This is a genomic window from Marinobacter sp. DUT-3 (assembly GCF_050379435.1).
Lineage (GTDB): Bacteria > Pseudomonadota > Gammaproteobacteria > Pseudomonadales > Oleiphilaceae > Marinobacter.
Genome location: NZ_JBNRMG010000001.1, coordinates 1041858 through 1063088, shown reverse-complemented (window position 1 = coordinate 1063088; position 21231 = coordinate 1041858). Strand labels below are relative to the sequence as shown.

Annotated in this window: 20 protein-coding genes and 1 tRNA gene; 20 read left to right on the top strand and 1 reads right to left on the bottom strand. The window is 57.5% G+C overall.

The annotated features are described in order from the left end of the window. Positions 1-8: 8 nt before the first annotated feature. The 15 genes from ACQUWM_RS04775 (at position 9) to secF (ending at position 16258) form a co-directional block, all read left to right on the top strand. Positions 9-686 (top strand): flagellar hook assembly protein FlgD, encoded by a 678-nt coding sequence (locus ACQUWM_RS04775; protein WP_428921341.1) that lies wholly within the window; start codon positions 9-11, stop codon positions 684-686. Positions 687-713: 27 nt separating this feature from the next. Continuing rightward, positions 714-2624 (top strand): flagellar hook protein FlgE, encoded by a 1911-nt coding sequence (locus ACQUWM_RS04770; protein WP_428921340.1) that lies wholly within the window; start codon positions 714-716, stop codon positions 2622-2624. A gap of 74 nt (positions 2625-2698) precedes the next feature. Then, on the top strand, positions 2699-3451 hold the full coding sequence (locus tag ACQUWM_RS04765; protein ID WP_407000776.1) for a flagellar basal body rod protein FlgF: 753 nt from the start codon (positions 2699-2701) through the stop codon (positions 3449-3451). Between the two features lie 84 nt (positions 3452-3535). Then, positions 3536-4324 (top strand): flagellar basal-body rod protein FlgG, encoded by a 789-nt coding sequence (gene flgG, locus ACQUWM_RS04760; RefSeq protein WP_428921339.1) that lies wholly within the window; start codon positions 3536-3538, stop codon positions 4322-4324. A gap of 30 nt (positions 4325-4354) precedes the next feature. Then, a complete protein-coding gene (flgH, locus tag ACQUWM_RS04755) occupies positions 4355-5056 on the top strand; it encodes a flagellar basal body L-ring protein FlgH (RefSeq protein ID WP_428921338.1) in 702 nt (233 codons plus the stop codon). Further along, positions 5053-6150, top strand: a complete 1098-nt coding sequence (locus ACQUWM_RS04750) for a flagellar basal body P-ring protein FlgI (RefSeq protein ID WP_428921337.1) — start codon at positions 5053-5055, stop codon at positions 6148-6150. Before flgH ends, ACQUWM_RS04750 begins: the two co-directional genes overlap by 4 nt. 8 nt (positions 6151-6158) lie before the next feature. Further along, entirely contained in the window at positions 6159-7181 is a 1023-nt protein-coding gene (gene flgJ / locus ACQUWM_RS04745) for a flagellar assembly peptidoglycan hydrolase FlgJ (RefSeq protein WP_428921336.1), read from the top strand. A gap of 5 nt (positions 7182-7186) precedes the next feature. Further along, a complete protein-coding gene (gene flgK, locus ACQUWM_RS04740) occupies positions 7187-9217 on the top strand; it encodes a flagellar hook-associated protein FlgK (RefSeq protein WP_428921335.1) in 2031 nt (676 codons plus the stop codon). Between the two features lie 15 nt (positions 9218-9232). Continuing rightward, on the top strand, positions 9233-10462 hold the full coding sequence (gene flgL, locus ACQUWM_RS04735; protein WP_428921334.1) for a flagellar hook-associated protein FlgL: 1230 nt from the start codon (positions 9233-9235) through the stop codon (positions 10460-10462). 102 nt (positions 10463-10564) lie between these two features. Beyond that, positions 10565-10651 (top strand) — tRNA-Leu (locus ACQUWM_RS04730). 41 nt (positions 10652-10692) lie between these two features. Continuing rightward, complete coding sequence (queA, locus tag ACQUWM_RS04725) at positions 10693-11784, top strand: tRNA preQ1(34) S-adenosylmethionine ribosyltransferase-isomerase QueA (RefSeq protein ID WP_407000769.1); 1092 nt, start codon at positions 10693-10695, stop codon at positions 11782-11784. Positions 11785-11798: 14 nt separating this feature from the next. Then, positions 11799-12980 (top strand): tRNA guanosine(34) transglycosylase Tgt, encoded by a 1182-nt coding sequence (gene tgt / locus ACQUWM_RS04720; protein WP_428921435.1) that lies wholly within the window; start codon positions 11799-11801, stop codon positions 12978-12980. Continuing rightward, positions 12981-13343 carry a preprotein translocase subunit YajC gene (gene yajC / locus ACQUWM_RS04715; protein WP_407000768.1) on the top strand — a complete coding sequence of 121 codons (363 nt, stop codon included), beginning with the start codon at positions 12981-12983 and terminating at the stop codon, positions 13341-13343. It begins immediately after the preceding gene. Between the two features lie 97 nt (positions 13344-13440). Continuing rightward, entirely contained in the window at positions 13441-15312 is a 1872-nt protein-coding gene (secD, locus tag ACQUWM_RS04710; RefSeq protein WP_428921333.1) for a protein translocase subunit SecD, read from the top strand. Next, positions 15305-16258, top strand: a complete 954-nt coding sequence (gene secF / locus ACQUWM_RS04705) for a protein translocase subunit SecF (RefSeq protein ID WP_428921332.1) — start codon at positions 15305-15307, stop codon at positions 16256-16258. The genes secD and secF overlap by 8 nt, the downstream gene beginning before the upstream one ends. An 89-nt stretch (positions 16259-16347) precedes the next feature. Here secF and ACQUWM_RS04700 read toward each other — a convergent pair whose 3' ends face one another. Next, positions 16348-17148, bottom strand: a complete 801-nt coding sequence (locus ACQUWM_RS04700; RefSeq protein WP_428921331.1) for an inositol monophosphatase family protein — start codon at positions 17146-17148, stop codon at positions 16348-16350. Positions 17149-17331: 183 nt separating this feature from the next. Here ACQUWM_RS04700 and trmJ point away from each other — a divergent pair, with 183 nt between their 5' ends. From trmJ to ndk, 5 genes are all read left to right on the top strand, one after another. Further along, positions 17332-18195, top strand: coding sequence for a tRNA (cytosine(32)/uridine(32)-2'-O)-methyltransferase TrmJ (gene trmJ / locus ACQUWM_RS04695; protein WP_428921330.1), 864 nt, complete (start codon positions 17332-17334; stop codon positions 18193-18195). Then, positions 18185-18967: a serine O-acetyltransferase gene (cysE, locus tag ACQUWM_RS04690; RefSeq protein ID WP_428921434.1), complete on the top strand. Its 783-nt coding sequence runs from the start codon at positions 18185-18187 to the stop codon at positions 18965-18967. The genes trmJ and cysE overlap by 11 nt, the downstream gene beginning before the upstream one ends. 77 nt (positions 18968-19044) lie before the next feature. Further along, a complete protein-coding gene (iscR, locus tag ACQUWM_RS04685) occupies positions 19045-19542 on the top strand; it encodes a Fe-S cluster assembly transcriptional regulator IscR (protein ID WP_428921329.1) in 498 nt (165 codons plus the stop codon). A 23-nt stretch (positions 19543-19565) separates the two neighbouring features. After that, positions 19566-20714, top strand: a complete 1149-nt coding sequence (locus ACQUWM_RS04680; RefSeq protein WP_428921328.1) for an IscS subfamily cysteine desulfurase — start codon at positions 19566-19568, stop codon at positions 20712-20714. A 69-nt stretch (positions 20715-20783) separates the two neighbouring features. Beyond that, on the top strand, positions 20784-21212 hold the full coding sequence (ndk, locus tag ACQUWM_RS04675) for a nucleoside-diphosphate kinase (RefSeq protein WP_406984248.1): 429 nt from the start codon (positions 20784-20786) through the stop codon (positions 21210-21212). Positions 21213-21231: the final 19 nt, after the last annotated feature.

Here is a 21231-nt window from a genome sequence, read left to right as displayed (position 1 = left end):
ACCGACCGATGAGCGCAATTAACCCGACGAATGTCTCTGATGTACTGGGCGATTTTCGTCATCAGCAGGGCGGTGCCGGCAACGGTACGAACGAACTCGGCAAAAACGAGTTCATGGAGCTGATGATTGCCCAGCTGAAGAACCAAAATCCGCTTGAACCCCAGGATAACGGCGAATTTATTTCCCAGCTTGCCCAGTTCAGTTCCCTTGAAGAAATGCAGGGCGTGTCCCGGAGTGTGGATGAACTGAGCAGCCAGTTCCGCTCCACCCAGGCGCTGCAGGCGTCGGCGATGGTGGGGCGGACCGTTCTGGCGCCATCGCAAATTGGCATACTTGGTAGCGAAGGCGAGATCACCGGCACCATCCAGGTTCCGGCATCCACCGGCGGGTTGCGTCTGTCCATTGAAAGTCAGAACGGTGAACGGGTACGGCAGATTGACCTGGGCGCCAGTGAGGCCGGCGTTGCTTCCTTCCAGTGGGATGGCAAGGACGGCAACGGCAATGCCTTGCCACCCGGCCCCTACCGCATTGTGGCTGAGGGTTCCTACCCCAGCGGAACCGAACAACTGGCCACCATGGTCAGCGCCAATGTGGACAGCGTTTCTCTCGGTCAGGGCGGTAAAGTCACACTGAATCTGGCCGGCATGGGCTCCATTGCCCTGTCGGACGTAGAACAAATCAATTGATACCGGTGCGAAACCACGAGGTGAATTATGGCTTTTAATACAGGGCTTAGCGGTTTGAGGGCAGCGTCCGTTGATCTGGACGTCACCGGTAATAACATTGCCAATGCCAGTACCGTTGGCTTCAAAAGCAGCAGCGCACAGTTTGGCGACCTTTATGCCAGCGGTTTCCTGAGTTCCGGCAACAACCCGGTGGGCGATGGTGTGCGGGTGCAGGACGTGAAGCAGTCTTTCGGTCAGGGCAACATCAGCTTTACCGACAACGGACTGGATATGGCGATCAACGGTGATGGCTTCTTTGTCCTGAATAACGGTGGAGAAGTTCGCTATTCCCGTGCGGGTCAGTTTGGCATCGACAAAGACGGATTTATTACCAATAACCAGAACATGCGTGTGCAGGGCTTCACCGCTGATGGCGACGGTAATCTGTCTGGCATTCGTGGGGATCTGCAGGTGGAGACGGACAACCTGGCGCCGAGGCGGACCACCAATCTGAGCACTGATCTCAATCTGGATTCCAGGGAAAGTGTGCTGGAAAACCGCATACGTGATCTGGGTGAAGACCTGAACGTGGCAGACCTGGATGGTGATGCTTTCCAGGTCGAGTATTCCGACGGTACCACGTCGCAGCTCATCTCCATTGGTACGGATCAGCCCGCAAATGAGGTGGCCGAGCTTCTGGGTTCACAAAAAGGCGTTAACGCCTCCGCTAGGACAAAGTTTGACCTGTCCGAACAGTTTGATATGACTCAGCTAGCCAGTGATTTGTCCGATCCGGACTTTGAGCTGACCATATCCCTGAACGGAAGCGACAACGTGACTTTCCGTGGCAGTGATGGCATTACCGATCTTGATTCGCTGGCTGCCGCCATCAATGACTCGGAGTTGAACACTCTGCAGGCGCAGGTTTCCGGCAGCGGTGATGATATTTCCATTACCGACAGTCGCGGGTTCACTGTCGATATGTCCTACACGACCGGCGCAGCAGGCAATCAGTCATTTGCCGCTCCCGAGCGTGGCAATCTGTTTGTGACCACTGAGCGCGAGGTGGCCGGCATACTGACTGATCCCGCCGGAACCGGCACGTTTGAGGCCGCGTATACAGCAGGCGAGACCCGGATCACCAATGAGTTCAATCCGCTGGACCAGCGCACATACAACCACGCTACATCCACCACGATCTACGACAGCCTGGGCAACTCCCACGAATTGACCCAGTTCTTCGTGAAGGAGCCTTCGCCGGGTGATGGAGTTGGTCAAAGTGAATGGTCGATCTACATGCAGATTGACGGTGAAATGGTTGCGGGTACCGATGAGACACCCTATACAGCCAGGTTCAACCAGGATGGTGATCTGCAATCGATCAATGGCGACCCGAATGGTGAAGTGGTTATTGATGACTGGGTGCCGAAAGACGCAAATGGCCTGCCCAATGGTGCGGATGGTCCTCCTGCTCCCGGGGAGGAAGTGGTCACACCGATTCCTGATCCGCCCACCACTTCTGCGTTTGTGGTGGACCTGAGCAACACCACCCAGTATGGCAGTGCCTTTGGGGTAAATGATCAGAATCAGAACGGTTATACCACGGGCCGTTTATCCGGTCTGGATGTGTCCGATCAGGGTGTGCTGTTTGCCCGATACACCAATGGCCAGTCTCAGGCGTTGGGGCAGGTAGCCCTGGCGGCGTTCAATAACACCGATGGGCTCTCGCCGGTAGGGGAGACAACCTGGGTGGAAACCTTCGAGTCCGGTCAGCCGATCATCGGCGCCCCGGATACCGGAACCCTGGGCTCCATCAAGGCCAGTTCGGTAGAGGATTCCAACGTGGACCTGTCTGCGGAACTGGTGAACCTGATCATTGCCCAGCGCAATTACCAGGCGAACGCGAAGACCATTGAAACCTCCGATGCGGTCACCCAGACCATCATCAACCTGAGATAATCCGCAAAACGCAATTCTGGCATAACTCCTGCAGGAAGACTGGTAACAGTCAAAATTCCGGCAGGAGTTTTCCCATGGATAAAGCCCTCTATATCGGGATGTCTGGCGCCAAGCAAAACATGCTGGCCCAGCGTGCCCACGCCAATAACCTGGCTAACGTCAGTACCACAGGGTTCAAGAAAGACTTCGCCCAGGCTCGTAGCATGCCGGTGTTTGGTGAGCATCACCCGACCCGCGCCTACGCCATGACCGAGCGGCCGGGGACGGATCTGTCCGCCGGGGCGCTGATGGAAACCGGCCGCAAGCTGGATGTTGCCGTTGAAGGCGACGGCTGGCTGGCGGTTCAGAACCAGCGCGGTGAGGAAGTTTTTACCCGGTCCGGCAGTCTGCAGATTGATGTCAACGGCCTGGTTCGTAACGCCAGCGGTGACATGGTTATGGGCAACGGTGGCCCGGTCGCTTTGCCGCCTTTCGATAACGTTCAGATCGGCGCCGACGGCACCGTTTCCATCGTTCCTGTTGGCGGTCCGCCGGATCAGCTGGTGGAAGTGGATCGCCTGAAGTTGGTCAACCCGCCGCCCGGCGCCCTGGAGAAAGGTGATGACGGTTACATGCGTCGCAAGCCGGACCAGGCTCTGGATGGCCCCGAGCCGCCGGATGGAAATATGCGCGTGGCCTCCGGATTTCTGGAAAGCTCCAACGTGAATGCCGTTGAGGAAATGATTGCCAACCTGCAGCTGTCGCGGCAGTACGAGATGCAGGTGAAGGTTATGACCACCGCGAATGAAAATTCCGAGGCTTCGGCACGCCTGTTGCAGAACCTCTGATAAACCTTGGGCACAGTCGTCGGATGGACAGAAAAGCGGCAAAACATAGCCGCCTGACAGAGTCCACCGGCAAGGAGAAAAAACATGCATCCAGCACTTTGGGTCAGTAAAACCGGGTTAAGCGCGATGGACACCAAGATGTCCACCATTTCCAACAACCTGGCTAACGTTAACACCACCGGTTTCAAGCGGGACCGCGCGGTGTTCCAAGACCTTCTGTATCAGGTGAACCGGCAGCCCGGCGGTATGAGCACCGAAAATTCCGAGCTGCCATCCGGCCTTCAGCTGGGCACCGGTGTGCGTGTTGTCGGCACGACCAAACAGTTTTCCCAGGGCAACCTTGAGGTGACCGAGCAACCGCTGGATATGGCGGTTAACGGTCGTGGTTTCATGCAGATTCTGCTCCCGGACGGGCAGGTTGCCTACACCCGTGACGGCCAGTTCCAGCTCAACTCGGACGGGGATATCGTGAACCCGGACGGCTATACGCTGGAGCCCAACATCAACGTGCCGGAGAACGCGACCAACATCACCATTGGCAAGGACGGCACCGTCACTGCCGTAGTGGATGACCAGGCAGCGCCGATCAACCTGGGGGAAATCACCCTGGTGGACTTCATTAACCCCCAGGGGTTGCAGGCTATTGGTAACAACCTATACAAGGCCACCAACGCCAGCGGTGACCCCGCTGAAGGCGAGCCAGGCATTGGCGGGCTCGGTACGGTCGAGCAGGGCATGATTGAATCTTCCAACGTGGAAGTGGTTGAAGAGCTGGTGAGCATGATCACGACCCAGCGTGCCTATGAGATGAATTCCAAGGTGGTGTCGGCCACCGACCAGATGCTGCAGTTTATTACGAACAATATCGGCTGATCCGATCGTGGTTCGTAGAGGGGACAGACAATGAAACGCATCGCGATAACAGATAGCACAACCTCCATCGGCACTCTGGCGCTGGTGGGCGTGTTGATCGTGTTGCAGGGATGCACCGCCATGAGTCGACAGAGGGCGGTTCCGGATGATCCGGCGTATGCACCGGTGCGGGCTGAGGCAATGATGCAGCGCGATCCGGAATCCGGAGCCATTTTCCAGACCCAGCGTAACCACAACCTATACGGTGATACGGTGGCGCTGAATGTGGGGGATGTCCTGACAGTGCAACTTGAGGAGTCCACCCGGGCCAGCAAGAATGCGGAAACCAGCATTACCAAGGACCAGGATATTTCCCTGCCGGAACCTGGAATTCTGGGGCTGAACAACCTGAATGTGGCGACCAATATCAATCAGGAGCGGGACTTTGAAGGCCAGGCCGAGGCGGACCAGAGCAATAGCCTGGCGGGTAGTATCACCGTGACGGTCACGGAAGTGTTGCCCAACGGTGTATTGCACATTCGCGGCGAGAAGTGGCTGTCCCTGACCAATGGCGATGAGTACATCCGCCTCACCGGTCTGGTTCGCCCCCAGGATATCGCGCCGGACAACACCGTTGCCTCCAACCGTATTGCCGATGCCCGCTTTGCCTATGGTGGCACGGGGGATTTTGACCAAGCGAATCAAATGGGCTGGCTGTCCCGCTTCTTTAACAGTGAGTGGTGGCCGTTATGAGGATGATCCGCTTCTGGATTGTTGTTCTGGCATTGTCTGTGGTGGCGTCACCTGTGCTGGCGGACCGCCTGAAGGATCTGGCCAGGATCAAGGGTGTACGTAACAACCAGCTGGTCGGGTACGGGCTGGTGGTTGGTCTGGATGGCACCGGTGACAAAGCGCCATTCACCAACCAGACGTTCCGCAACATGATGAACCAGTTTGGCATTACCTTGCCGGAAGGGGTTAACCCGAACCTGGCCAATGTGGCAGCGGTGACCGTCAGTGCCACTTTGCCGCCTTTTGCCAAGCCCGGGCAGGAGCTGGATATTACGGTGTCCTCTATCGGTAATGCGGACAGCCTCCGGGGCGGAACCCTGTTGATGACGCCACTGAAAGGCGCGGACGACCAGATCTACGCCATGGCCCAGGGCAGTCTTGTGGTAGGTGGTTTTGGCGCTCAGGGGCAGGATGGTTCCCGGATTACGGTGAACGTTCCGTCGGTTGGGCGGATTCCCAATGGCGCCACCATTGAGCGGGAAGTGCTTTCCCCCTTCAGCAAGGGTGACACGATTACTTTTAACCTGCTGCGCGCTGACTTCACAACAGCGCGCCGTGTGGTAGAGGCCATTAACAACACGCTCGGCCCGGACATGGCTTACGCCCACGACGCCACGTCAGTGTCAGTGAAGGCACCGAGGGATGCGGATCAGCGGGTGAGCTTCCTGTCGATTCTGGAGAACATCGAAGTGGATCCGGCTGAGGCTGCCGCCAAGGTGGTCATCAACAGCCGCACTGGCACCATCGTGGTGGGCCAGAACGTCAAGGTCAGTCCGGCAGCGGTCACCCATGGCAATCTCACGGTGACCATTGAAGAGAACCCGGAAGTGGTGCAACCAAATCCCTTTGCCGGTGGCGAAACCGCCGTCGAGCCCAATACCCAGATTGCCGTCACCGAGGACCCGGCCCGGATGTTCCAGTTCGGCCCGGCGGTGACTCTGAACGAGATCGTCCAGGCGGTGAACCAGGTCGGTGCGGCGCCCGGTGATGTAATGGCGGTTCTTGAAGCACTCAAACAGGCTGGCGCGCTGCGCGCCGAGCTGATTGTGATTTAGGTGGCGTGATGCAGGACTCCAGCATTCAACAGGCCCGGATCTACACCGATTTCAGCGGCCTCAATGAATTGAAATCCCAGGCCAGGACGGACAAGAAAGCCGCCCTGGAAGAGGTCGCCCGTCAGTTCGAGAGTCTGTTTATTGGCGAGATGATGAAGTCCATGCGCAAGGCCGGGGACGTGTTCTCCGAAGGCAATTACCTGAACAGCAACGAGTCCGAGCATTATCGTGACATGTTCGATAACCAGCTCAGTCTGTCCCTCGCGGGGCAGCGGGGCGGCACCGGCCTGGCCGAGGCGCTGGTTCGCCAGCTCAGTCGTCAGATTCCGGGCATGAGCGAGGAGGGGCAAAAGCTCTCCGGCCACAAGGCCACGCTTGCGGATTACGATCGCAGCGTTCCGGTTCCTTCCAGGGCATTGCCGGAGCAGGTGAGGGAAGTGAACCGGATCGCGCCGGCGGAGCCAGCGGAACAAGCCGCCGCCCCGGCCACCGACGATCTGGCGCCCTTGCCACGGAACTTCGGCAGCCCGGAGGAGTTTGTCCGTGAGCTGCTGCCGGTTGCGGAGCGCGTTGCCAGGGAAAGCGGTATTGACCCGCGCGTCATGATTGCGCAGGCGGCGCTGGAAACCGGGTGGGGCAAACACATGATTGAAGGTGAGGGCGCATCGCCCAGTCACAACCTGTTTGGTATCAAGGCGGACCATCGCTGGCAGGGAGATTCCGTCAACATTGCCACCACGGAATTCCGTGAGGGCGTACCCATGAGCGAGCGGGCGTCGTTCCGTGCATACCCGGATTATGAAGCGAGCTTCCGGGACTATGTCGAGTTTCTGGAATCCAACCCCCGTTACCGGGATGTTCTTGCTTCCGCTGATCAGCCAGAGGTATTCGCCCAGAAGCTGCAGGATGCCGGTTACGCCACCGATCCGGAATACGGCGCCAAGATCCGCCGGATAATGAACGGTGATTCCCTGATGACACTGTCCATGGATAACGCGGAGTCCATGGGCAACACAGAGGCTGAGGAGTAACGGTTATGGCGGGACTGATTAATATTGGTCTGACGGGCATCCTTGGCCATCAGGCGGCGCTGAACACCACGGGCAATAACATTACCAATGCCAACACGCCCGGTTACAGTCGCCAGGAAGTGCAGTTCGAGACCCAGCCGGGGCAGCGCACGGGCGCTGGAACCATTGGCAGTGGCGTCAGCATCTCGAATATCCGGCGGCTCGCCAATGAGTACCTGGTTCAACAGGTTCGCGAAGACACCACCCTCAACGGTGAGCAGCAAGCGTTGAACTCCGAGTTGTCGCGTCTCGATAACCTCCTCGGCGGAGAGACAACCGGGCTCAGTGATACCCTGAACAATTTCTTCGCGAGTCTGCAAAACGCGGCGGAAGATCCCGCCTCACTGCCGCAACGCCAGCTGGTGCTGAGTGAGGCGCAACAGTTGGTTAACCGCTTCCAGGCCCTGAACCAGGAGTTCATCCAGCAGCGGGAGTCGGTAAAGACGCAGATGCAGCAAGGGGTGAAAGACGCCAACACCCTGTTGAAAAGCATTGCCGAGCTGAATCTGGCCATTTCTGAATCACCCGGGCTGGCCGAGGGCAAGATGCCCAATGAACTCCTGGACAAGCGGGATGAAGCGCTCAGGAAATTGTCGGATCTTGTGGGCATCAAGGTGACGCAGGCTGAGGGCAGTCAGGTGAACGTATCCCTGAACAACGGCCTCGCTCTGGTTGTGGGCAGCAACGCTGCCGAGTTCGGCACCCGTGAGAGTGTTGAGGATCCAACATCGCTGGAGTTTACCCTCAGGAATGGCGGAAGAACCCTGGCAGTGGATGAACAGATCAATGGCGGTAAGCTTGGTGGTTTACGACGGTTCGAAGCGGAGGCGCTGAAGCCTGCCTTCGACGAGCTCGGGCGCGTTGCCATTGCGCTCTCTGACACCATGAATCATCAGCATGAAATCGGGCTGGATCTGGAAGGCGAGCTGGGAGGGCAGTTCTTTACCGACATTAACAACATTGCGGCCCAGCGCGGCCGGGTGGTTGCCAATGCCAACAACCAGGCCCCCAACGATGCCCAACTGGCGGTGGAGATTACTGATAGCTCAGTACTGGAATCGGGTAGCTGGTCTCTTCAGTTCAGTGGCGATGGCCGCAGCTATGAACTGATTGACAGTGCAACCGGTAAAACGGTGAACCAGGGCCGGTTGCCGGACCCGGCTAATTCCGAGATTTCCATGCCCGGATTCAATATCCGTATTGAGGGCGGCACCTTTAATGCCGGGGATAAGTACCTGATTCAGCCGACCCGGAACGCTGCAGCCAATATCGGTCTGGAAGTGGAGCGGGAAGAGGATCTGGCGTTTGCCAGCCCGGTCCGTGCAGAGTCGGACCTGGGCAACAGCGGGACTGCCCAGATCAACCAGGGCAAAATGCTGGATGTCCGCAACCCGTTTACCAATGCCCTGTTGCCGGGCTTCCGGACCGAGGGCGAGCTGACAAACGGCCCGTTGGAAGTCCAGTTTGATGACGATGGCGCCGGGAACCTGGTGTACAGCGTGTTCGACAACAACGGCGATGCGATCATTGCCGATAAGCCCTATCAGGACGGGATTTCCAACAAGCTGTTCAGTGAAGACCCCAGTGACGGCGCGGAGTACCAGGGCTTTCAGTTTGAGATTTCAGGGAATCCGGAGGTGGGTGACGTTTTCACCATCGGTTTCAACGAGAACGGCGTGTCCGATAACCGCAATGCCGAATTCCTGGCAGCACTGGGAACGGCCAATACCATGAACAATGGCACCCAGAACTTTACCGAAGGCTATGCCGGCGTCGTGGAGGCGGTTGGCGTAAAAACCCGTCAGAGCCAGTTGGACAAGGATGCCAGCCAGACGTTGCTGGAACAGTCCACCAATCAGCGGGAATCGGTATCGGGCGTCAACCTTGATGAGGAAGCCGGAAAGCTTATCCAGTATCAGGCAGCCTATAACGCCTCGGCCCAGGTCATGAGTGTGGCTCAGGATTTGTTTACGACACTGTTGCAGAGTTTCCGGTAACAGGGGGGAGGTGACATGATCAGAATTTCATCGCAACAGGTATTTTCGGGGGGCATCAATCGCCTCCAGGAGCTCAACGTTGGCCTGAACAAAACCTCTGAGCAGGTATCCACCGGCAAGCGTGTTAACCGTCCTTCTGATGACCCCGTGGCCGCTGCGCGCATTCTCAAGCTCAATCAGGAGCTGGCTCGTGTGGAAACCTATCAGCGCAATGCCACGCTGGCGGACAATCGCCTTAAGCAGGAAGAAAGCGCCCTCGAGAGCTCCATCGATGTCATCCAGCGAGTGAGGGAGCTGACGGTGCAGGCCGGTAACGGCTCGTTGAGCCAGAACGACCGTCAGTCCATTGCGTCGGAATTGAAGGAGCGCCTGGGGCAGCTGGCCAACATCACAAACACCAAGGATGCCTCTGGCGAGTATATTTTCAGTGGCTTTCAGGGGGATCAGGAGGCGTTCACAAAGAACGTGTCCGGTGACTGGGTCTATCGTGGTGATGAAGGCCAGCGTGTGCTGGAAATTGATGACGGGGTGACCGTCCCGATCAGCGACCACGGCAAGGGGATCTTTGTCGATGTGGCGGCGGCAGAACCCACCTTCTTTGCTGAGGCTTCGTCCACCAACGAATCCGGGGCGCGGATCAGCTCCGGCATGGTGGCGGATCGCGATGCATTTGACCTGGTGTATCCGGATGATATTTCCGTCTCGGTTGTTGATGACGGTGCGGGTGGACTGGAAGTACAAGCCTTCAACCGGCGTACCGACGCTCCACTGGCCGTTACGCCTCCGGCGTACGACAATGGCGGAAGCTTTGAGGTTGCCGGGGCCCGGGTAGAGATCTACGATGCCGCCGATGGCGACGAGTTCACCCTGAAAACAGCCCAGAAACAGTCCGTGTTCACTTCCGTTGAAAAGTTGATCTACGGCCTGGAAAACGTCGACAAGTCGGCTCCTGGTGGCCAGGACACCTATGATGACCTGATCGCCAATTCCCTGATCAATCTGGACAATGCCCAGGAAAGTATCATCAAGAAGCAGACCGAGCTGGGTGGGCGAATGAATGCGGTGGAATCCACCCAGTCGTTCCTTGAGGATTCTTCTGTATACAGCAATGAAATCCGCTCCCAGCTCCAGGACGTGGACTACGCGGAAGCGATCAGTAACCTGAGTTTCCAGAGCTTCGTACTGCAGGCCGCCCAGCAGTCGTTTGCCCAGGTTTCACAATTGTCACTGTTCGATCGTCTGTAAAAAAGCCCGCCGGAACCAAGGATTTACTCAGAGAATCCCAAAGTCCGGCACTTGTTATTGCTTTCAGATTCAACCTCAGTATAATCCCCAGCACTCTCCGATGGCGGCGTGGTGAAATTGGTAGACACGACGGATTCAAAATCCGTTGGGGTAAAACCCGTGGCGGTTCGAGTCCGCCCGCCGCTACCACTTACAAGCCGCACTATGCGGTGTCGTGAACAGTCCATCCAATGAACGTCTCCGATTTTCACTTTGATCTGCCGGATGAACTTATCGCCCGGTATCCGCTCAAAGAGCGAAGTGCGTCCCGGTTGCTCAGCCTTGATGGCTTGTCCGGCGAAACCAGGCATCTTCGTTTCACCGATTTGCCAGACTTGCTCCAGCCGGGTGACCTGCTGGTGTTCAACGATACGCGAGTGATTCCCGCACGCCTGTTTGGCCAGAAAGAAACTGGCGGTCAGGTGGAAGTGTTGGTTGAGCGTGTGCTCGGGGAGCGCGAGATCCTGGCTCACGTAAGGGCCTCCAAGGCGCTGAAGGAAGGCCAGAAGGTGCTGCTGGAAGACGGTACGGCGTTGCGGATGACCGGTCGGGATGAGGCTCTGTTTCATCTGTTCTGTGACAGCGACGAAGCCATTCTGGACGTGCTCGACCGCATTGGGCACATGCCATTGCCTCCCTATGTGGATCGCCCCGATGAGTCCTCGGACCGTGAGCGTTACCAGACCGTGTACGCACGGGAAGCGGGAGCTGTGGCGGCGCCAACGGCCGGCCTGCATTTCGATGAGCCGTTGCTGGCAACGCTGAAAGAGCGGGGCGTGGATGTGGCCTGGGTGACCCTTCATGTAGGGGCAGGTACCTTCCAGCCCGTGCGGGTGGAGCGAATCGAAGACCATATCATGCACAGCGAAGTGGCCCATGTTCCGGAAGCAACTGTCGATGCGGTGAAACGTACCCGCGCCCGCGGTGGCCGGGTGGTTGCGGTGGGGACCACGTCCGTGCGCTCGCTGGAATCCGCCACCCGTGGCGGTGTACTGCGGCCTTTCCGTGGTGAAACCGATATCTTCATTCATCCTGGTTATCGTTTCCAGGCGGTTGATGCCATGGTTACCAACTTCCATTTGCCGGAGTCCACGCTGATTATGCTGGTCAGTGCGTTTGCCGGGTATAACAATGTGATGTCTGCGTACGCCGACGCGGTACGGGAGAAGTACCGCTTCTTCAGCTATGGCGATGCCATGTTTATAACGGGCCAGGAGCCCAGCCTGGGTATGTTGAAAGGGCATGCCGGGGAAACCAGTCAGGAAAGCGGAGTGAAATCGTGAGCCAGTCCTGCTTCATGTCGTTTGAAAAACTCGGTGAAGACGGCCGTGCCCGCCGGGGCCGACTGACATTCCCACGCGGAACCGTTGAGACGCCGGCGTTCATGCCGGTGGGAACCTACGGTACCGTCAAGGGAATGTTGCCACGGGATATCAAGGAGATCGGGGCCGAGATTATTCTGGGCAATACCTTTCACCTGATGCACAGGCCGGGTACCGAGGTGGTTAAAGCCCATGGAGATCTCCATGACTTCACCCAGTGGCACGGCCCGATCCTGACCGATTCCGGCGGGTTCCAGGTCTTCAGTCTGGGTGAAATGCGCAAGATTACCGAAGAGGGCGTGACCTTCCGCTCGCCGGTTGATGGTTCACCGGTCAAGCTCAGCCCCGAGATTGCCATGCAGGTTCAGCGTGACCTGGGCTCGGATATCGTCATGATCTTCGACGAGTGCACGCCTTACCCCGCCACGGAAAAAGAGGCGAGGGAGTCCATGGAAATGTCACTGCGCTGGGCTGAGCGGAGCAAACAGGCCCACGAGGGCAATCCGGCCGCGCTGTTTGGCATTGTTCAGGGCGGTATGTACGAATCCCTGCGGGATCGTTCCCTGGACGGGCTGACGGGCATTGGTTTTGACGGCTATGCCATCGGCGGCCTGTCGGTAGGCGAGCCCAAAGAGGATATGATTCGCATACTGGATTACTTGCCGCCGCGTATGCCGGAGGACAAACCCCGCTATCTGATGGGGGTGGGGCGCCCGGAAGACATTGTTGAGGCTGTTCGCCGCGGTGTGGACATGTTTGACTGTGTCATGCCGACCCGGAACGCCCGTAATGGCTACCTGTTTACTTCCACCGGTATCGTTAAAATCCGTAACGCGAAGAACCGTCACGATACCGGGCCTCTGGACGAGCGGTGTGACTGTTACACCTGCCAGAATTTTTCGAGAAGTTATCTGCATCATCTCGATAAGTGTGGAGAAATGCTCGGATCCCAGCTGAACACAATCCACAACCTGCGGTTCTACCAGAACCTGATGGCTGGATTGCGTGGCGCAATTGAAGCAGGTACATTGTCGGACTTTATCAGCGACTTCTACGCCCGCCGGGGTGAGACTGTTCCGCCGCTGGCGGACTTACGACCCTCATTAAAGCAGGCCGAATTTACTTTGAACAATTATCTGAAACAACGGAGACATTGAATGAAATCGATCAAGCTGCTTATCGCCGCACTCATTGCCGTTATGCCTTCACTGGCGTTGGCACAGGATCCCGGCGCCCAGGGTATGGGAGTTATGGGGCAGGTTATCTTTTTTGCCGGCTTCATCCTGATTTTCTACTTCCTGATCTGGCGTCCGCAGTCCAAGCGTGCGAAAGAGCACAAGGCGCTGATGTCAGGCCTGAACAAGGGTGATGAAGTGGTTACCTCCGGCGGCGTTGCTGGTCGTATCACCAAGGTTACTGATGATTTCCTCGTCGTTGAAGTAGCTGACAACGTTGAAATCAAGGTTCAGAAAGTCGCGGTTGCCGCTGCTTTGCCCAAAGGTACCCTGAAAGACATCTGAACCGGCGCTTCGCCAGACTGAATTAGGGAGCCTCTGAGCACTCCTAAGCCAAGCTGACATTTCAGAGCCGGCCCCTGGGCCGGCTAAAAGGGAACCCATGCTTAACAAGTACCCGCTCTGGAAAAACCTGATTATCCTGATCGCCCTGGTGATCGGTTTTATCTACGCATTACCCAACCTGTTTCCTGATGATCACGCCGTTCAGATTACCGGTGCAAGGAGCAGTACCGAAGTCAATCAGAGTACGCTTGACCGTGCTGTTGATGCACTGGAATCCGAAGGCATTGAGATCAAAGGCAGCGATCTTCAGGATCGCAACGGGTTAATCCGGGTACTCAACGGGGATGACCAGCTCAAGGCGCGTCCGGTGGTACAGAATGCCCTTGGTGATGATTACCTGGTTGCGCTGAACATGGCGCCGTCCACCCCGGACTGGTTGCGCAGCCTGGGGGCAGGCCCGATGAAGCTCGGCCTGGACCTTCGCGGTGGCGTTCACTTCCTGCTGGAAGTGGATATGGAAACCGCGGTTGAGCAGCGCCTTGAAGCTTTGGCGGGGCAGATCAAGGGTGATCTCCGGGAAGAGCGTATTCGTTACCGTGGTGGCGACCTTGATGATCGGGAAATCGTCCTGAGCTTCCGTGACGAATCGTCCCGCACTGAAGCATTTGGACTGATTCGTGATCAGTACAACCAGTTCCTGCTGGACGAACAGAGAGAAGGCGATGAATTCCGGATCGTCCTGTCTCTGTCCGAGCAGGAAGTGAAGTCGATTCAGGATTATGCACTGGAGCAGAACCTGACGACCATCCGTAACCGTGTGAACGAGTTGGGTGTGGCCGAGCCTCTGGTACAGCGCCAGGGCGCTGATCGCATTATTGTTGAGTTACCCGGGGTTCAGGATACGGCCCAGGCCAAGCGTGTTCTCGGGGCAACCGCCAATCTGGAATTCCGCCTGGAAGCGAGGCCGGATGCGCCGCGCTCAGCAACCGAAACCTTCGGGTTCCGGGATGAACCGCAACGCAGCGCCCGGCTTGAACGGGACATCATCGTCACTGGCGAAAACGTTTCCAATGCCCAGCAGGCCTTCGATGAGAATGGTCAGCCACAGGTCAACATCACCATGGATTCGGTGGGCGGTGACCTGATGAACCGCGCCACCCGCAATGCGATCCAGCGTCGCATGGCGGTGCTGTTCATTGAATACCGCACCGAGACCGAACAGAAGGTGGTTGACGGTGAAATCCAGACCGAAGAAAACCGCGTTGTTGAACGGGGCATCATCAGTCTGGCGACGATCCAGTCCGCCCTGGGCAGCAGCTTCCGGATTACCGGCCTGGATTCCATTCCCGAGGCATCGGAGCTGGCCCTGTTGCTGCGTGCCGGCTCCCTTGCCGCGCCGATGTATTTTGTTCAGGAACGGACCATCGGCCCCAGTCTCGGTCAGAAGAATATCGATGCTGGCATGATGTCGGTCGCTCTGGGCTTTGCCCTGGTGCTGATCTACATGGCGTTCTATTACCGCGGATTTGGCATGATCGCCAATGTGGCGCTGACGCTGAACCTGATGATGCTGATTGCCTGCATGTCCATCCTCTCGGCCACACTGACCCTGCCGGGTATCGCCGGTATCGTGCTGACGGTCGGCATGGCGGTTGATGCCAATGTGCTGATCTTCGAGCGAATACGGGAAGAGCTTAAAACCGGCGTGCCGCCGCAATCCGCGATCAATGCCGGCTACTCGCGGGCGTTTGTTTCGATTGTGGATGCCAACATCACCACATTGCTGGTGGCCGTTATCCTGTTCGCCATGGGTTCCGGCCCGGTGAAAGGGTTCGCGGTAACTCTGTGCCTGGGCATTCTCACGTCGATGTTCTCGGGGCTTATGGTTAGCCGCAGCATCGTGAATTTCGTATACGGTGGTCGCAAGATTCAGAAGCTGTCGATCGGGGGGAAGCTGGCTAATGTCTGATACACAGAAGCAGCCAATTGATTTCATGGGGATACGGAAGATAGCCTCCGTATTCTCCATTGCACTGATTATTATCTCCGTCGCTCTGCTGGCCACCCGCGGACTGAACCTGGGAATGGACTTCACCGGCGGCACGTCGGTGGAGCTGGAATATCAGCAAGCGCCGGTGTTGTCCGATATCCGGGGTGAGTTGGAGCAGGCCGGGTACAGCAACTTTGTGGTGCAGAACTTTGGCTCCGACACCACGGTTCTGATCCGCATGCGCGAATCCGGCAACGATGAGCTGGCACGGCAAGTGATGGGGGCTCTGACCAGCGGTGGCGCTGAACTGGAGCTGGTGAGCTCCGAGTTCGTGGGCTCCCAGGTGGGTGAGGAACTGAAGGAAGACAGCGGCCTGGGGCTGTTGATTGCCTTGGCCGTGGTGCTGATCTACGTCGGCATGCGCTTCCAGTTCAAGTTTGGGATCGCCTCCGTGCTGCCTCTGGCGCACGATGTAATCATAGTGCTGGGGGTGTTTGCCCTGTTCCAGTGGACGTTTGACCTGTCGGTGCTGGCTGCGTTGCTGGCGGTGATTGGTTACTCGCTGAACGATACCATTGTGGTAGCGGACCGTATCCGGGAAAACTTCCGCAAGCTGAGGGAGGGGGATTCGTGGTTCATTATTAACGAGTCCATTCACCAGACCATCAGCCGTACCATCAATACGTCCGGTACCACGTTGGTGGTGTTGCTGGCCCTGTACTTCTTTGGTGGCGAAGCCATCAATAACTTTGCCATCGCGCTGATGATTGGTGTGGTGGTCGGTACCTATTCCTCGATTTACGTGTCTGCCAACATGCTGATGGTGTTGAACGTATCCCGCGAGGATCTGATGGTGCCGGCGAAGGAAGGTCTTGTCAGTGAAGAAGAGGAAGAGCAGCCGCCGGAGTGGCTCAACCGGATGTAACGGCCTGTCGGATTACGGCTCCTCCCACAAAAAAGCCGCAGCCCTTACGGGTTGCGGCTTTTTTGTTGCAGCTGAAACTCCGCCGGAGATTAGCGGGGCAGGCGTCCACGAAATGGGTGGAGAACTTTCAGCACTTCCCGGAACAGCTTGGGGTTGGCGACAACCAGTTGGCGGGCGTTGCCGGTGGACGGGTTGCCGGAGAAGTCGCCGGTGAGGGCGCCGGACTCCATGGCGAGGGTGACGCCGATGTCGAGATCCGCCGCTTCAGGCTTGAAGATAATGGCTGCATCCAGGTAACCGGCGGACACCCGTGCAATGTCCAGGGCAACGCACCCGGAAGTGCGGAACATACCGGATTCCCTGGCGATGACGGAGGCCATTTCACCCCAGAGCAGGGGATCATCACCTGTACGCGCCTGGTCCAGCAGGTTGCTGCTAATGGCAGACTGCTGGGTATGTTTGATCTCGCTCGTGCGGACGCGACGGCTGTTCAGTGCGGCGCCGTGGCCCCGGCTGGCGGAGTACTCTTCGCCGGTGATCGGGTTGACCAGCAGCAGGTTTTCCGCCCGGTTGTTCTTCTTCTGGATCAGCGCCAGGGCGAAGTCCGGAATGCCGCGCAGGAAATTGTCACGGCCAAGGAGCGGGAAAATGTGCCAGCTCTTGTCGCTGCCATTGGCGTCGGATTCGCCCATGGGTGCAATGGTGTGGTCTTTATAGGCTTTTTCGAGCTGTTCCGTGAAATTGTCGTAGATGGACGTTTCAACACGGTCCAGTTGGCCCAGGCGGTCGGATTCGTCCTTGCCGTTGGGTTCCTGGCGCTCGAAATGTGCTTTCAGATAGTCAGACCCCTGACGCGCTACGCGCAGGGCCATTTTAATTGCTGGTTGCATCTGAGTGTTCATTATCCGGGTGTGTGAAGGTCGCGTATGATAGCAAAAGAAAGGGCTGCTTGTATGTTTTTTGCCTCAGCAATGTCACGGATCACGCTCTGTTTCGGGATGTTCGGAGAGGCAAGGTCGGGTAGGAATCTGCTATGATTATCGCCCCTAAATCATTGACAGAGACTATGGCCCATGCATAAACCGGCGCTTCCCCTGGAAGGCACTGATACGTTTCAGGACCAGATCCGCATTGTCCTGGTGGAAACTTCCCATTCGGGGAATATCGGGGCAGTGGCGCGTGCCATGAAAAATATGGGGCTGGGTAATCTGTGTCTGGTTAATCCGGCATCGTTTCCCGACGAGACATCTTACGCCCGATCATCCGGCGCATCGGATGTGCTGGATAACGCCATGGTGGTGTCTTCACTGGACGAGGCGATATCCGATTGTGTGCTGGTGATGGGCACCAGTGCCAGGGGACGCAAGGTGCCCTGGCCGGTCATTGCTCCGCCTGACGCGGCGGTCAAGGCTGCGGAGCATACGTCCGCCGGGCCGGTGGCCCTGGTGTTTGGTCGCGAGAATCACGGGCTCAGCAACGATGAGTTGCAGCGTTGTCACTACCATATTCATATTCCCTCCAATCCGGAATACAGCTCTCTGAACCTGGCCATGGCCGTTCAGGTTGTCTGCTATGAAATGCGCATGCATTACCTGCGTGGACTTGAAGGAGGCGAGGGCAGCCCATACCTTAAACCCATGACCGCTCCCGGTGATGCGGGCTGGGATGTCCCTCCCGCACCGGTGAATGATGTGGAGGGCTTTTTCGGGCACCTTGAGCAGGTGCTTGTGGATATTGATTTCCACCGCCGGGAAAATCCGCGTCAATTGATGACCCGTTTGCGCCGCCTGTTCCAGAGAGCAAGAATGGATCAGATGGAAATCAATATCCTCAGGGGGGTTCTGACTGCAGTGCAGAAATCGGCAGTCAAAGAGTCCCCGGAAATGGCTTCAGAGGCCGATAAAGCCGCCACTGGGCAGGAAGAAGATCATGTTTGAACGATTAAGGGAAGATATTGCCAGCGTGTTCCACCGCGATCCCGCTGCCAGAAATACTTTCGAGGTGCTGACCAATTATCCGGGCTTGCATGCTTTGCTGTTGCACCGGTTTTGCCATTGGTTATGGAATTTGGGCCTGAAATGGCTGGCTCGCACCATCTCTACCATTGCCCGCTGGCTGACCGGTATTGAAATACACCCGGGAGCGACCATTGGCCGCCGCTTTTTTATCGATCACGGCATGGGCGTGGTAATCGGCGAAACGACCATTATCGGTGACGACGTCACCCTGTATCAGGGCGTGACCCTGGGCGGAACCAGCTGGAATAAGGGCAAACGTCACCCCACCATCGGTAATGGCGTGGTGGTGGGCGCTGGCGCCAAGATTCTGGGGCCATTCGAAGTCGGGGAAGGGGCCAAGGTAGGGTCCAATTCCGTGGTTACCAAGGCCGTTCCGGCTGGGGCGACCGTTGTCGGCATTCCTGGTCGGGTTATTGTGAAGCGTAAGCCCGCCGAAGATGACGATGTGCGCCGCAAGGAGATGGAAGAGCGCATGGGCTTCGATGCCTATGGTGTGACTGAAGAGATGCCGGACCCCGTGGCGCGGGCAGTGCGCAGTCTGCTGGATCACATGCATGTCGTTGATGACCGCATCGAGAACATGTGCAAGGCGCTTAAGAAGGTGAACAGCGAGTACCAGAATGGTGAATTGCCGCCACTGCAGGACGAGGATTTTGACTGTGTCCGGGACGATCAGCCCCAGGACAAGTGAATACTTGACTGTTTTGGTAGGTCAATTCATACTCGGCGCTGTGAATTCTGATTCATTCCCTTGTCGGGGCTGAGACTATGAAACTGACCACCAAAGGCCGCTATGCCGTTACGGCGATGCTGGATCTGGCTCTTCATGGGGGTCAGGGGCCGGTCAGTCTTGCGGACATTTCAGCCCGGCAGGAAATCTCCCTCTCCTATCTGGAGCAGCTGTTTTCCCGTCTGCGCAGGCACCAGTTGGTGGTCAGCATCCGTGGTCCGGGTGGCGGCTACCGCCTGAGCCGTGATGCCGCTACTGTATTCATCGCCGAAGTGGTGGATGCGGTCAATGAATCCCTGGATACCACGCGCTGTGGTAACAAGGGTGACTGCCAGAACGGCGAAAAATGCCTGACTCACCACCTGTGGTCGGATCTGAGTGATCAGATCCATCAGTTTCTCAGTGAGATCAGTCTTGCCGATCTGATGAAAAAGCGGGAAATCCAGATGGTGGCGGACCGACAGGATCGCCGCCAGTCGGATGCTGACTCCCAGACGATCAACACCGAGCGCCTGACTGAGCAGACGCCGGCCTGAACCAAGTAACTCTCGATACCATTATGAAAAAGCCCGTCTATCTGGATTACGCGGCGACGACGCCCGTTGATCCCCTTGTTGCTGAAGAAATGGTCAGGTACCTGACCCTGGATGGCGTCTTCGGAAATCCGGCGTCACGCTCACACGCCTATGGCTGGCAGGCAGAAGCGGCAGTCGAGAGCGCGCGCAAGAATGTGGCGGGCCTGATCCACGCCGACCCGAGGGAGATTGTGTGGACTTCCGGGGCGACCGAATCCGACAATTTGGCGATCAAGGGCGCGGTGGCCGGGAAATCCGGCGCCCATGTGATCACCTCGATGATTGAACACAAGGCCGTCCTCGACACCTGCAAATGGCTTGAGAGTCAGGGTGTGGATGTGACGTGGCTGAAGCCGCAACCGGATGGTCGCATTGCGCCGGACCAGGTGGAGGAAGCTCTCAGGCCGGAGACGGTGCTGGTCAGCCTGATGATGGTGAACAATGAGCTTGGCTGCATCACCGATATCGGCGCCATCGGTGGCCTTTTGCGTGAGCGGGGCGTTCTGTTTCACGTGGATGCTGCTCAGGCGGCCGGAAAGATGCCGGTGGATGTAACGGCGACGCCGGTGGATCTGTTGTCGCTGTCCGGTCATAAGGTCTACGGTCCGAAAGGTGTGGGTGCCCTGTACGTCCGCCGTTCGCCGGATGTGAAAATCGAGGCTCAGATTCATGGCGGCGGCCATGAAAGGGGGATGCGTTCCGGTACCTTGCCGACCCATCAGATTGTTGGGATGGGCAGTGCGTTTGCCCGGGCGCAAGAGTTGCTTGATGACGATATGGCCCGGCTGGAAGCGTTGCGTACCCGGTTTCTGGATGGCCTGTCTTCGCTGGATGGGGTGTCATTCAACGGCAGCGCCGAGGCAAGGGTGCCGGGCATTATCAATCTGTCGTTCGCCGGCGTTGACGCAGAATCCCTGATGCTGGGCTTGCGGGAACTGGCGGTTTCGTCCGGCTCGGCCTGTGCATCGGCGACCATCGAGCCGTCGTTTGTGCTCCGTGGTATCGGTCTTGGCGATGAGGAGGCCCACCGGGCCCTGCGATTCTCACTCGGGCGGTTTACCTCCGAAGAGGAGGTGGACTTTGCGACGTCACAAATCATTGAAGTTGTTGGGCGTCTCCGCTCCGTGCGGTAGGCAGTAGCCTCCGGACTGCGTATAATCCCAACCCTGAATTTTTAACCTGAACCATACTGGAGAAATGACATGGCAAACGAGCGCACGCTCTCGATTATCAAGCCCGACGCAGTTGCAAAGAATGTGATCGGTGAAATCTACACCCGTTTTGAGAAAGCCGGTCTCAACATCGTTGCCGCCAAAATGATGCACCTGACCCAGGAGCAGGCGGAAGGCTTCTACGCCGAGCACAAAGAACGTCCTTTCTTCAACGACCTGGTTGCTTTCATGACTTCCGGTCCGGCTGTGGTTCAGGTTCTGGAAGGCGAAGGGGCCATCCTGAAGAATCGTGACCTGATGGGCGCGACCAACCCGAAAGAAGCTGAAGCCGGCACTATCCGCGCCGATTTCGCGTCTTCTATCGACGCTAATGCCGTACACGGTTCCGACTCTGCCGCTTCCGCAGAGCGTGAGATCGCGTACTTTTTCAATGACAGTGAAATCTGCCCGCGCGGTTGATTTTGCTGCCGAAGCGGGA

Coding starts and splice junctions, on each gene's coding strand:
- secF (WP_428921332.1), top strand. CDS start 15,305: ATGTCTGATACACAGAAGCAGCCAATTGATTTCATGGGGATACGGAAG.
- trmJ (WP_428921330.1), top strand. CDS start 17,332: ATGCATAAACCGGCGCTTCCCCTGGAAGGCACTGATACGTTTCAGGAC.
- queA (WP_407000769.1), top strand. CDS start 10,693: ATGAACGTCTCCGATTTTCACTTTGATCTGCCGGATGAACTTATCGCC.
- ACQUWM_RS04770 (WP_428921340.1), top strand. CDS start 714: ATGGCTTTTAATACAGGGCTTAGCGGTTTGAGGGCAGCGTCCGTTGAT.
- ndk (WP_406984248.1), top strand. CDS start 20,784: ATGGCAAACGAGCGCACGCTCTCGATTATCAAGCCCGACGCAGTTGCA.
- ACQUWM_RS04775 (WP_428921341.1), top strand. CDS start 9: ATGAGCGCAATTAACCCGACGAATGTCTCTGATGTACTGGGCGATTTT.
- iscR (WP_428921329.1), top strand. CDS start 19,045: ATGAAACTGACCACCAAAGGCCGCTATGCCGTTACGGCGATGCTGGAT.
- ACQUWM_RS04680 (WP_428921328.1), top strand. CDS start 19,566: ATGAAAAAGCCCGTCTATCTGGATTACGCGGCGACGACGCCCGTTGAT.
- flgL (WP_428921334.1), top strand. CDS start 9,233: ATGATCAGAATTTCATCGCAACAGGTATTTTCGGGGGGCATCAATCGC.
- flgH (WP_428921338.1), top strand. CDS start 4,355: ATGAAACGCATCGCGATAACAGATAGCACAACCTCCATCGGCACTCTG.
- secD (WP_428921333.1), top strand. CDS start 13,441: ATGCTTAACAAGTACCCGCTCTGGAAAAACCTGATTATCCTGATCGCC.
- flgJ (WP_428921336.1), top strand. CDS start 6,159: ATGCAGGACTCCAGCATTCAACAGGCCCGGATCTACACCGATTTCAGC.
- ACQUWM_RS04765 (WP_407000776.1), top strand. CDS start 2,699: ATGGATAAAGCCCTCTATATCGGGATGTCTGGCGCCAAGCAAAACATG.
- flgK (WP_428921335.1), top strand. CDS start 7,187: ATGGCGGGACTGATTAATATTGGTCTGACGGGCATCCTTGGCCATCAG.
- ACQUWM_RS04700 (WP_428921331.1), bottom strand. CDS start 17,148: ATGCAACCAGCAATTAAAATGGCCCTGCGCGTAGCGCGTCAGGGGTCT.
- tgt (WP_428921435.1), top strand. CDS start 11,799: ATGTCGTTTGAAAAACTCGGTGAAGACGGCCGTGCCCGCCGGGGCCGA.
- flgG (WP_428921339.1), top strand. CDS start 3,536: ATGCATCCAGCACTTTGGGTCAGTAAAACCGGGTTAAGCGCGATGGAC.
- ACQUWM_RS04750 (WP_428921337.1), top strand. CDS start 5,053: ATGAGGATGATCCGCTTCTGGATTGTTGTTCTGGCATTGTCTGTGGTG.
- yajC (WP_407000768.1), top strand. CDS start 12,981: ATGAAATCGATCAAGCTGCTTATCGCCGCACTCATTGCCGTTATGCCT.